This window comes from Paenibacillus sp. RC21 (assembly GCF_044907935.1).
GTDB lineage: Bacteria > Bacillota > Bacilli > Paenibacillales > Paenibacillaceae > Paenibacillus > Paenibacillus terrae_A.
Map to the genome: position 1 here is coordinate 105,561 of NZ_JBIYCS010000008.1, position 12,497 is coordinate 118,057.

The following is a 12,497-nucleotide window of genomic DNA, read 5'->3' on the forward strand; positions in this document are numbered from 1 at the left end:
ATATTGGAAAATAGCTTTGGAATAAGAAGCAGCCAGGACAGATGTACTCTGTTCCTGGCTGCTTCTTTTCGTATACATTTTCAGACTGCGTTCGGCAAGCACTTAACCGATAACGACATACGAGGACACACCAGCAGGTACCGATCTGACCCGGAACAGCGTTCCGTCGTCTCTAAAGGTACGTAGAATATAAGGCTGGTTCGTAGGTGTACGCACATTGTTGAATCGGACTGTGCCGAAACTGTCGAAATTGGCAGCTTGCACAAAGCTTTCATCTGTACGGCGGAGGACTGCAAAAAATCCCGTTGTAATAAAAGGTACTCCATCATTACGAGCCCAAATGACCGTAAACCGGCTAAAGGTTTGCGTAGGACTCACATTACGATATTTCGTAACAGGAACCTTTCTGCCCGTAGACTTTAAGGTTTGAGGAGGACGAATGGCCATTACCTATCAACTCCTTTGTTGTGATGTGATAGTAGATGCACACAAAGGAGTTTCGAACCGTGCGATAAACTACTTCTTCAAAAATAGGTTTATAGACCTCATCACGCCCAGTCGCGACGTAGTGTAAAGAGTTCTTTTAATGCGTCTGTCGACAGCTCGGTAATCCAGCCCTCGGTGCTGGAAATGATTTGGTCGCTAAGCTGCTGCTTGCTCTCCAGCATTTCGTCAATACGTTCCTCCAGCGTGCCCAGCGAGATGAACTTGTGCACCTGTACGTCCTTCGTTTGTCCCATCCGGTAGGCGCGGTCTGTGGCCTGATTTTCAACAGCCGGATTCCACCAGCGGTCGAAGTGAAAGACGTGGTTGGCAGCTGTCAGATTCAGACCCACGCCCCCGGCCTTGAGCGACAAAATAAATACGGACGGCTGCTCGTCTGGCGGCAGTGTGTGAGCTTGGAACTGATCAATCATCCGGTCACGGGCGGTTTTGGACGTGCTACCGTTGAGGTAGAGCACCGGCTCTTGCAGCTCTTGAGCGAGCACCTGCTGGAGCATACGTCCCATGCCAATATACTGTGTGAAAATAAGGCAGCGCTCGCCTTCCTCCCGCAGCTCCTTGACCATGGCCAAAATACGCTCCAGCTTGGATGAACGGCTGATAACTGCTTCGAAATCGGGCTGACTATAGCCGGAAGCCGTGGCATCCGGGGCTGCCTCCTTGGTTAAGAGCGCAGGATGATCGCAAAGCTGCTTCAACTGGGTAAGGGCAGATAATATAGCACCTTTTCGCTCAATCCCCTCCAGCTTGTGCATCCGTTCCATGAGCTCTTTAACAATTTGGTCATAGAGCGCTCCCTGCTCGGAGGTGAGGTGAATATACGTTTTCATCTCATTTTTCTCGGGCAAATCAAGCTGTATAGCCGGGTCTTTCTTCTTGCGTCGCAGCATGAAGGGCTGAACTAGTTTTTGCAGGTCTATCGTTCGTTGTTCGTTATGTTCCTTCTCGATAGCATTGATGAACCGATTGCTGAAGGAGCGTGCGCTGCCCAGATAACCGGGATTGATAAAATCATAAATCGACCATAGCTCGGACAGCCGATTTTCAATAGGCGTCCCGGTTAGCGCTATACGATGCCGGGCAGGGAAGCTGCGGACGGCACTGGATTGCTTGGTTTGCGCATTTTTAATGTTCTGCGCTTCATCCAGGCAAACCGAGTCCCAGGTTATGCTTTGCAGCTGCTCTTGATCAAGGGTCGCTGTTGCAAAGGAGGTCAGGATGACATCGGCTTGCTCGACTTCTTCGCGGAACAAGTCTCCCTGATCCCGCTTGCTTCCATAGTGGAGCATGACCTTCAATGAAGGGGCGAATCGGCTAAGTTCCTTCTGCCAGTTGCCCAGTACCGAAGTTGGACAAATCAGCAGCGAGCTGGAGCGGACGCTCGTCTCTGCTGCGATGTCCTGTAGATGTAGCAAATAGGCAATAAACTGCACCGTTTTGCCAAGCCCCATATCGTCGGCAAGGCAGGCGCCCAGTCCAAAGCGCCGTAAAAAGGCAAGCCACGCGTATCCGTCCCGCTGATACGTCCGCAGCTCGGCTTGCAGTCCATCCGGCACCTCCAGTGCGGGCCATTCCGACTGTCGCCCAAGCTGGCTGATCAGCTTCAGCAGATGCCCGTTCAGCTCGACCTCCAGCCGGAAGCGTGCCGCATCCTCCGGCTGTTCTCCCGTAGCGTCGCTCTCCGCCTCATCAGCGTTGCCGAGCAGGTGTAGCTGCAGGATGTCCTGAAACGACAATCCCTGAGTGCTGTCGATCCCGGCCATGGCCCGACGGATTTGCGCCAGCAGCGCGGGATCGAGTGCGATCCATTGCCCGCGGAAGCGCACCAGCCGCTCGTTGCGGGCCACCAGCTCGGCGAACTCGGACTCGCTCAGATCGGCATCGCCAATGGCAACACGCCAATCGAACTGGACAATCGAGTCCAGTCCGAACAGCGAGCCGCCCTTCGCTCGCTCGCTCCCGCCTTCGCCAGGGCGGACCTTGGCCCGCAGCTTCGGCTTCTTGCGGGTGGCTGCTTCCCACCAAGCGGGCAGCAGTACCTGCCAACCGCCTTCCAGCAAGCGATGGCTGTCGGTCGTCAGGAATTGCCACGCCGCCTCGTCGGAGAGCGGGCGATCCAGCACGTCATCGCGGCTTCCGGTCCGCTGCCCGGCGGGCAAAATCGCGGTCAAGCGCTCCAGCCATCCGGCTGAGCGCTCACGCACATGGGCTGTCCACGCATCGGGCCACGGGCCGGATGCGTATCCATCGTCGGCTAGCCGTACAGGCACCAGCAGTGCCGGGTCCTGCTTGTCCTGCAACACAAGCTTGAGCTGCCACGACGGATCGTCGTCCTCCAGCTCTGGCTCCAGCAGTTGCAGGAGCGGGCGGAAGGGCGCGGTATCGGCCTTCCAGCCGATAGCGATAAGCCATGCCCGCGCGTCCAGACCAGCCGCGGCCGGGCGGTTTTGGGCGAAGAGAATTGGATATTCTCTTCGCAAATCGGCGGCTTCCGCTTCGGTGCCGTACCAGCGTTGAAACACGGTGGCCGAGAACGCCGCAGCCAGCCCTTCGCGCTCGTCCTTCTCCAGGCTGTCAAGCAGAGCAAGCTCTGCCGGTTTGGTGCTTTCCAGCGTTTTCCCCGATTCTAACGCCTCTCGCGCCTCCGCCGCCTCCAGTGCTTCCGTATCCCAAATCCATTGCAGCTTCCCTGTCTGAAATGCTGTGAAGCTGGGCACGTAGGCTTTCGCTTCAATGCAATGGGCAAGTAGAGGGATCAATCGAAGCCACGGGGCATTGTCCTCGTCCCAGATCCATTCGATATGCTCCAGCCATTTGCGCTCCGTCAGAAAGGGAATCACCTGCTCCGAGGGGAGGAGGATAATATCCGTGTCCTGAACGTGCTGAATCTCCAGCTCGGTGCCATAGAAAGAAGCCTCATGCCAAGCAAATAAACGCTGCTTCAGGATTTGGCCGGAAATGCTGTAGTTCATAGACGAATCGCCATAAATAAGCGCGTCTCCATAGGTGGTTAACTGGATGTGTACCGTAATCGTCTCCGTATATTGGCTCATGATAACAATTTCCCTTTCCGCAATTCCTCCTGTAGCGCCCGCAGGCGGCTATGGCGGCTGGTGAAGGTCGCGAAGAACAGCTCCCAGCGCGGCTCTTGCTTCATTTTTTTGTATAGCTTGAACAGCCGCTTCAACAGCTTGACCGCCGCTTTGTAGCTGGATCTGTTTTTTTCCAGCACATATCGTTCCACCGCCTGATGGTAGAAGGGCAGCAGCAGCTCCGGTGCGTTCTTTTCAATGGGCTGCAACACGCTCACCCGAAAACTCAAAGGCTCGCTGCGTATACTTAACTGGTAGTCGATCCATTGCCGCCATTTGTCGTGGGCAAGCAGTGCTTCTTCATACATTCCCCCGGCAAAAGGAAGCATTCCGACCAGTGTATCCCACATTTCCTGTTCTGCTTCTGGAAGATGCTGCAAAACCGTATCCCAATCGTTCATATAATCGTGCAAATGATCGTCCCGATGGCTGTGGAGCAAGGGGCCGATATGCCGTAGTCCGTCCTTGAGGCGCGACCATTCCTCGGCTTCACGTAAGGCATGTAAGAACAAAAGCAGTTGACTGGAAGAGATTTTTAGCGGAAAAGCCTTTTCGGCCTTCTCAAGCAGTGACCAGGCTTGATCATCCTGAGACTGGTAAAAATACATCCAGCTTTGGGCCAGCATCCAGGGAAGCCGGGCCAAAGCTGTACCAAGCTCATCCTCAGCCGCCCGTAAATGCTGTAATTCCTCCGCATATATGCTGGAAGTGGAATCTTTCTGTTTGGGACGCATCCAATTTAGCCAAAATCGGTAGTACGCGTCTGAAAAATAAGTGCCGTTACGCGATTCTGCCAGCATTTTTCGGCGTAAATAGGCCAAGGTCTCTGCCATGCGTGCTTCTTGCATCGGTTCATTGGTTAGGGCAGGTGTTAGGACAAGCTGGCTCTCAAAGTCACGCTCGATAGCTTCTTTAAGCTCATCTGCGGCGATTTGCGTGTAATATCCCATATAGGAATGGGTGGGATAGCCCGGCATGGGTGACTGAGGCACCAGCTTTTCCAGCACACGCAGATGAGCGTGCAGTTCATACAACTGTTCCATACCAGGTGAAAGCGGCGGCTTCATGGCATATATTGAGGCCAGCGCGCTTTGGGCATATTGGGAATTTTGCGTATTCATGTGGATAAGGGTGATGCACTGATCGAACAGATCATGCCATTCCGAGATAGGCATATCCGCTATGCGGCTTGCTGTTTTGCTGAGCGCATTCCTGGCAGCCTGCTTGCGATCCGGTGAAGGAGTGGACCGGGAAGCAGGCGCGGTAGTGCGCACGTCAGATTTGGCAGCCAGCCGGGTGAAGCCCGTTGAATGGGCGTTCACCAACGCATGTACGGAACGCTCCTGCATATTCGCATATTTCAGCAGTGCGGCGATCATGTGCTTGCAGTTCTTATGAACCGGACATGTACATCGGCTGGCAGCAAAAGCGCTCAAGTGCAGATCCACCTCGTAAAGCTCGCTCCCATCTATGACAGCCGCGATATGATCGGCGTCAGGCATTGTAAATTCTTTTACCTTTCCTTGCTTGAAATATTGAAAGCCGCGTTTAATTGTCACGTCATTAAAATGGTCAGCTACGTTTTGGATAAGCTGCTGCCACTGTATATCATCCATAAGATAGGTTGGTTTCATATGCATTAGTCTCCTAAGAGAGAATAGTCAATCTGATGACAGCTTAACACTTCCATTATATCAGTTCATGAACGAGTATTTGTATTAATCCAGAGAGCGGTTTTTATTCGGCAATATAATAGATCGGAATGATTCTGTCCGTCTATATATTGTACCTGCGAGCGAATGGAAACGAATAATGTAAAATGCTGGGACGTAAATTGAGGTGGAGGGAGCAGATGGAAAGTGTCCATGTTTACACTGCACGGTAAAGGCTCCAATGAACAAGACATGTACGGAGTTACGCTGGGTAACCAATTGAAGGGAATCGTGGCGTTGAACGGCTATGTGCCTGACTTTGTGAAAACGGAATACGCGCTGCAAAGCACGGAGGACGTATCCGTATTTATTTCCTACGGCGGATACGATTCCGTATTTCCAATGAAGATCGGTCATGAGACCGCAGCGTATTTCCAGACCCGGACATCTCACTGCACGTTCAAAACGTACCCGACAGACCACGGTGTCTCACCCGACAACCAACGGGACGTGCTCCAGTGGCTGCGTGAGGATGCGGGAATCTCGTATTGATGGCAGTACGTATGTATAGTAATATAATTTCAGAGGGTGTAGTAAGCACTCCGGAAAGGAGAACCTAAGACGATGGGGACCGCGATTGTACTTCTACTCACGGCACTGGTTAATCTCGCAGCCGCTTGGATGAACTTCCAAGCAGCCAAGAAAAATAACCGCCGGGTAAAGTAAAAAGCCCCTTACGCTGCAACGTAAGAAGGCTTGAATCATCAGCAAGGTTGGGGAGCAATCCCCTTCCTGCACCCTATCATCTTATGCTTATCTTACCCTCTTCATTCTCTGTTGTAAATTATATTTTACAAATTCGAGAAACCATAAAGGAGGCATCAGTATGCAAACTGTTACCCTTATCATCGCTTTGGTCGGTCTGGTTATTTCACTGGCTGCTTTATCACAAGCTATTAAGAATAGGAGGTAATCGCTTTGGCAAGGAATGCGCTATCTTTTAGATTTCCGGAAGAGTTCGCTACAATGCTGCGTACCTGGTCATTTGTTACCGAAAAGGATCAAAGAACCATTTTGCAAGAAGCCTTCACAGAATATGCGAATAATCACCCAGATACCAAAGAGAAAGTCCTTCAAGTCATAAACACACTAAAATGACCTGTCACAGAGACAGGTCATTTTTTTATATTCTTTCCCTTCTTCATCCCCTGAAAAAATGCTCTTCCAACATCCTCAACGACAACTCGGCGGTAGTAGCCACCACGATATCGGCACCTTGCATTTGCGAGGGCGTGCCCACACCGACCGCGAACATTCCTGCACTCTTGATCGCCTGGATTCCGGCCTGAGCGTCCTCTATACCGATACAGCCGGCAGGCTGAACACCCAGATTCACGGCTCCGGTGAGGAAGATTTCCGGGTCAGGCTTGCCATGCCGAATGGCTGTGACATCCACCACACTGTCAAAATAGTGCGTCAGCTCCAGCCTATCCAGTATAAACGCTGCGTTTTTGCTCGCAGAGGCCAGCGCAATTCCGATCCTGGCGTCGCGTAACTCCATTAGAAGTGCATGGATGCCCGGTAGTACGTCTGCCGGGGTCAAAGCCGAGATGAGCCGCTGGTACTCCGTATTTTTCCGTGCAGCCAGCTCCAGCTTATCCTCGGCAGTATATGCGTCCGCTTCACCCCGCGCCAATATTTTGTCGAGTGATTCCGTTCGGCTGATCCCTTTTAGCTGCTCATTAAATTCTCGATCAAAAGGAATGCCCAACGCCGCCGCCAAGCTGTCCCATGCCTGAAAATGGTATTCGGCGGTATCTGTAATCACGCCGTCCAAGTCAAAAATCACTGCCTTCATTCGCTTCTCCCCCTTGTCTGCCCGTATTTATGAAACACTGCTCGTCATTAACGGTTGCCCATTGGTTATATGTGTCGGCTGTCCATACAGCTCCAGCGTCAAGGGTTCTCCGTCCAACAGCGTAATGATTACTTCATTTTCCTGTACGAGAATACTTAGCAAGCGACCGCGATAGTTGATTTTAAACGTATATTTGCTCCAGCCCTGAGGCAGGAAGGGGGAGAAGCTCAATGTTTCGTTATACGTTCTCATTCCGGCAAAGCCCTGCACAATCGCCAGCCAGCTTCCCGTCATGGAGGTAATATGCAGACCGTCCTCGGTATCGTTATTATAATTATCCAGATCCAGACGAGCCGTCCGTTGATACATCTGGACTGCTTTTTCCTCCATTTTGAGCTCAGCGGCCAGCACGGCGTGAATGGATGGGGACAGACTGGATTCATGAACGGTCATCGGCTCATAAAATGCAAAATTGCGCACTTTTTCCTCCAGCGTGAACTGATCTCCGAAGAAATACAGACCCTGTAGCACATCCGCCTGCTTGATGAAGCAGGAACGGAGGATTTTATCCCATGACCATTTCTGATTTAGCGGCAGATGACTTGGATCAAGGGAGGATACAGGCTGCAAATCCTTATCCAGAAAGGTATCATGCTGTACGAATATGCCCCGTTCCTCATCGTAGGGATAGTACATACGGTTGATGATATCCTGCCAATGCGCAAGCTCATCCTCGGTAACAGCCAGCCTCTCCGATTTCTCTGAAGAAGTTTGAGACAAGACCGATAACGTATATTTTAAAACCCATGCAGCCAGTGTATTGGTATACCAGTTGTTATTGACGTTGTTTTCGTATTCGTTCGGCCCAGTAACCCCGTGGATCATATACTGCTGATGGCGATGGGAAAAATGAACACGATCCGCCCAGAAGCGGCTAATTTCGACCAGTACATCTATTCCATATTCCCGTAAATAGGCCAAGTCGCCCGTGTAGTTGGTGTAATTGTAAATGGCATAGGCAATGGCCCCGTTACGGTGAATTTCCTCGAAGGTAATTTCCCATTCGTTATGGCATTCCACACCCGTAAAGGTGACCATAGGATACAGTGCGCCCCGCAGTCCTTGCTGTGCCGCATTATGCTTGGCACCCTCCAATTGATGGTAGCGGTATAGAAGCAGGTTTTTAGTCACATCAGGATCTGCCAGCGCCAAATACATCGGCACAGCGTACGCCTCCGTATCCCAATACGTGGCACCGCCATATTTTTCACCCGTAAAGCCCTTGGGGCCAATGTTCAGGCGGGCGTCTTCACCGTAGTACGTAGAGAATAGCTGGAAAATGTTAAAACGTATTCCCTGCTGGGCCTCTGTATCCCCTTCGATTTCAACATCCGCTTTGTCCCAACGTCCGTCCCAAGCGGCGATATGCTCCTGCTTAAGCAGTGTGTATCCTTTGTTCACGGCTTCCACGGCGAGACGTTCAGCTTGTGGAATCAACGCATCCCTTTCTATGTCACGTGAGGTGGTGACAGCCACGATTTTTTGCAGATGAGCACTGTCACCTGGAGCAACGGTATATTGATAGTGGCGTGCAGCATACAAAAAGCCCTCTTCCGTCGTTTGCTGATCCTGTCCTGCGGTCACAATACCCATGGTAGCGTTTACGGTAAAACGCGGAATACCAAACGAATTGTCTATCGTCGTTGTGGATAGGCTGATGAATTGTTCCTGAACCTCGCGCGCTTCCTCCAGCCAGAACACCTCATCATAGTTGGTGTCCTCATTTCTCGTATTACCGTCCAAATAAGGAACAAGCTCAATCGTTAGAGGCTGCTCGCTTATATTGGTTGCCTGGTAATCAATCAGGCATAGTTCACGAGTGGTGATGCTTAGAAAACGTTCCGTAGTGATACGAACCTGACCGTTCACGGTACAGGCACGCCGCAGAATACCTTGCTTCATGTCCAGTTCCTGCACAAAATCACTGATGTGGGCCGTAAATAAGTCCACTTCCTGCTGGTTCACGATCAGACCGATGCCGATAAAATTCATGGCGTTGATGACCTTGCCAAAATACTCGGGATAGCCGTTTTTCCACCAGCCGACCTTTGTTTTGTCGGGGAACCAGACACCGGAGATATAAGTTCCTTGATGATGATCACCTGAATAGGCTTCTTCAAAATTGCCGCGCATGCCCATATAACCGTTGCCTATGGACATTATGCTTTCTTGTAATCGCATGTGTGTTGTATGTAGAGTGTGGGTTGTCAGTTTCCAGTTATCTACGTCAAATAATCGGTTATAAACCATGATTGCGTACCCCTCTCGGAAAATGAATTCGTTGTTTTAACGAAACCAGTATATGAGCGAGTTCAGTATATAGTGCAACCGATTGCCCTGTCAACGCAAAAAAACTGATTTTATGGATGTCCACAAAATCAGTTTTTTGTTCATTCCTCGGAGTACGGTAGCTTCTGACTGGATTCGCGTTCTACAATCCGGTGGGGAACGATGATATGTTTGGTCAGTTCCTTGGGGTCTTCGATTTTTTCGATCAGACTTTTGGCCGCCTGATAACCAAGGGTGAAGATATCAATATCTACGGAAGAAAGAGGGGGATTCATCAGCTCAGCCAGCATCAGATTGTTAAAGCTCACCATGGAAAGCTGTTCTGGCATGGATACGCCCAGTTGGGACAGAAATTTCTGTACAGCCATCGCTACAAGGTCGTCATTGACGATCATAGCGGTAGGCGGCGGGGAAACCTGCAATAGCGTCCGTATGTCCTCCAGGGTAAAAGGCTCCCTGACAACGTACTCGTCCGGTAGAGGCAAATGGGCCTCCCGCAGCGCATCCTGATAGCCCCTGAGTCTTTCGGTATTCACAGTGCGTTCATGATCTCCGCCAACATAAGCAATACGCTGATGATTCAGACGGATCAAATAAGTGACCACGTCCTTGGCGGCCTGATAGTTATCGTTGTCCACATGAGTGGTTTCACTGATAAATTGCTGAGGCTTGCCGATTACAGTGTAAGGTATTTTTTCTTTATGAAAATACTCCACGATTTTATCCTCTTGCTTGGAATACAAGACAATATAGCCGTCAACACGTCCGGTTCGCGTCATCAGCTTCACGCGGGATAGCAATTCATCGCTCGTTTTTCCTGTGACAATCGACAGTGTATAGTTATGCTCATTTACCCATTCGCTGATCCCGCGAAGGCTTTCCGGAAAGAACGGGTTTTGAAAGATCGCCACATCCGATTCAGGCATAATAATGCCAATCGACTGTGTGACACGGTTAGCCAGACTTTGGGCTGAATAATTGGGCTCATAGCCAAGCGCCTTCATTTCTTTGCGGACACGTGCCTTGGTGGCCTCGCTAATTTTTGGGCTGTCTTGAATGACACGGGACACGGTGGAAGTAGCAACATTGGCACGCTTTGCGACATCTTTGATGGTTACTGCCATCGTCTTCTTCTCCTTTTGCTATCTCAAGCAGGAAATATTATGTTCTATCATACGATATTGCTCGAAAATCAACAAATTCGCGACTTTTTTCGAGCTTTTACATCGTCATTAACCAAGATGTTTACAATCAGGGTATTGCCAATAGAAAGCGATATCATTATAATAATTGTGCAACCGATTGCATTTATTTACGAGGTAACAAACAACGCTATACATACTATATGGATGGAGATTGATGGAGAAATGAAAAAACTTCTATCATTTGATTTTTGGCAAAAGCTTGGGAAAGCACTGCTTGTGGTTGTCGCTGTCATGCCAGCGGCCGGAATTATGATTTCGCTCGGTAAAGTGGTGGCAATGCTGGCTGGTGATGTTCATGTCTGGTTGACCGTCGGTGGGGTCATGGAAAATTTGGGTTGGGGCATCATTAACAATTTACACATTCTGTTTGCGGTGGCAATCGGCGGTTCCTGGGCCAAGGAACGGGCTGGCGGGGCTTTTGCCGCCTTAATTGCTTTTATTCTTATTAATATTTCAACAGGAACGATTTTGGGCGTATCCTCGAAGATGCTAACGCAGGAGGGGGCAACCACCCATACTCTCTTTGGTGCATCTATTCCGGTCAGTGGCTATTTTACTTCTGTCTTAGGGGCACCTGCACTCAATATGGGCGTGTTTGTCGGTATCATCTCCGGGTTCGTCGGGGCAGTGGTATTTAACAAATACTACAATTACCGCAAGCTGCCGGACGCTTTAGCCTTTTTTAACGGTAAACGTTTTGTTCCTTTTGTCGTGATTTTATGGTCTGTCATCGTTAGTTTGATCATGTCTGCCATCTGGCCATTTATCCAGGGAGGGATTAACCAGTTTGGTGTTTGGTTGGCGACCTCTGGGGAATCGGCTCCTTTTGTAGCGCCATTTGTCTATGGTACACTGGAAAGACTGTTAATTCCCTTCGGGCTTCACCATATGCTGACGGTTCCTATTAACTATACTCAACTTGGTGGCGTTTACACGACGCTTACGGGTTCCGGGGCGGGCAGCGTCGTTGCTGGACAGGACCCGCTGTGGCTGGCTTGGGCAAGCGACCTGAGTGCGCTTCGTGGTACCGATCCGACAGCCTACAATAGCTTGTTGGAAGGCGTGACGCCTGCCCGCTTTAAGGTAGGGCAAATGATCGGCGGAGCGGGAATCCTTATGGGACTGGCGGTGGCTATGTATCGCCGTGTAGACAAGGATAAGCGAAGCAAGTACAAGTCGATGATTTTTTCAGCCGCCGCTGCTGTCTTTTTGACAGGGGTAACGGAGCCGCTGGAATTTATGTTTATGTTCGTAGCGCCTGTACTGTACGTGGTTTATGCTATTCTTACCGGAATTGCGTTCGGAATGGCGGACATCATACATTTGCGTTTACATTCGTTTGGTATGATTGAGTTGCTGACTCGATTACCGTTGTCTATAAATGCGGGTTTGGTGCAGGACATTATCAATTTCGTGCTGACTTGTGTTGTATTTGCGGTGGTGACTTACTTTATCGCTTATTTTATGATCGGCAAATTCCAAATGGCTACGCCGGGAAGACTGGGGAACTATACGGATGAGGAGCCTCAGGAGGCTGGAGGGACTGGCAGCGCGGATTTGGATACAGGTCATGTAGCGGCCGTTTCCCCTCAGAATCAATTGGCGGCAGATATCATCAAAACGCTTGGGGGTGAGCAGAACATTGTCGAGGTCGATGCCTGCATGACCCGTCTGCGTGTGACGGTGAAGGATACAGATGCCGTCGGGGACGAAAAGACATGGAAAGCGTTGGGCGCTCTGGGCTTAATTAAAGTAGATAATGGGGTACAGGCGGTTTACGGACCGAAGGCCGATGTGCTCAAATCAGATATACAAGACATACTCAACAGGTGATTAC

At 50.4% G+C, this 12,497-nt stretch carries 9 protein-coding genes; 3 read left to right on the top strand and 6 right to left on the bottom strand.

Annotation, left to right across the window (positions count from 1 at the left end):
- Positions 1–102: 102 nt before the first annotated feature.
- The 3 genes from ABIA61_RS21815 to ABIA61_RS21825 form a co-directional block, all read right to left on the bottom strand.
- On the bottom strand, positions 103–447 hold the full coding sequence (locus tag ABIA61_RS21815; protein WP_283654181.1) for a hypothetical protein: 345 nt from the start codon (positions 445–447) through the stop codon (positions 103–105).
- A gap of 101 nt (positions 448–548) precedes the next feature.
- Positions 549–3,557 carry a DEAD/DEAH box helicase gene (locus ABIA61_RS21820; protein ID WP_404581246.1) on the bottom strand — a complete coding sequence of 1,003 codons (3,009 nt, stop codon included), beginning with the start codon at positions 3,555–3,557 and terminating at the stop codon, positions 549–551.
- Complete coding sequence (locus ABIA61_RS21825; protein ID WP_404581247.1) at positions 3,554–5,230, bottom strand: SWIM zinc finger family protein; 1,677 nt, start codon at positions 5,228–5,230, stop codon at positions 3,554–3,556. Before ABIA61_RS21825 ends, ABIA61_RS21820 begins: the two co-directional genes overlap by 4 nt.
- 231 nt (positions 5,231–5,461) lie before the next feature.
- On the opposite strand from ABIA61_RS21825, the gene ABIA61_RS21830 reads away from it, so the two are divergent.
- Entirely contained in the window at positions 5,462–5,800 is a 339-nt protein-coding gene (locus tag ABIA61_RS21830) for an alpha/beta hydrolase (protein WP_283656170.1), read from the top strand.
- 426 nt (positions 5,801–6,226) lie between these two features.
- Positions 6,227–6,406, top strand: a complete 180-nt coding sequence (locus tag ABIA61_RS21835; RefSeq protein ID WP_283654184.1) for a hypothetical protein — start codon at positions 6,227–6,229, stop codon at positions 6,404–6,406.
- Between the two features lie 43 nt (positions 6,407–6,449).
- Here the strand turns inward: ABIA61_RS21835 and pgmB are convergent, their stop codons facing one another.
- From pgmB to ABIA61_RS21850, 3 genes are all read right to left on the bottom strand, one after another.
- On the bottom strand, positions 6,450–7,106 hold the full coding sequence (gene pgmB, locus ABIA61_RS21840) for a beta-phosphoglucomutase (RefSeq protein WP_404581248.1): 657 nt from the start codon (positions 7,104–7,106) through the stop codon (positions 6,450–6,452).
- A gap of 27 nt (positions 7,107–7,133) precedes the next feature.
- Complete coding sequence (locus ABIA61_RS21845; RefSeq protein WP_404581249.1) at positions 7,134–9,416, bottom strand: glycoside hydrolase family 65 protein; 2,283 nt, start codon at positions 9,414–9,416, stop codon at positions 7,134–7,136.
- 140 nt (positions 9,417–9,556) lie between these two features.
- Positions 9,557–10,579 (bottom strand): LacI family DNA-binding transcriptional regulator, encoded by a 1,023-nt coding sequence (locus ABIA61_RS21850; RefSeq protein ID WP_283654187.1) that lies wholly within the window; start codon positions 10,577–10,579, stop codon positions 9,557–9,559.
- Positions 10,580–10,822: 243 nt separating this feature from the next.
- Between ABIA61_RS21850 and ABIA61_RS21855 the strand changes: the two genes are divergently transcribed.
- The gene (locus tag ABIA61_RS21855) at positions 10,823–12,493 is read left to right on the top strand and encodes a PTS transporter subunit IIBC (protein WP_283654188.1); all 1,671 of its coding nucleotides are present in this window, start codon (positions 10,823–10,825) and stop codon (positions 12,491–12,493) included.
- Positions 12,494–12,497 lie beyond the last annotated feature (4 nt).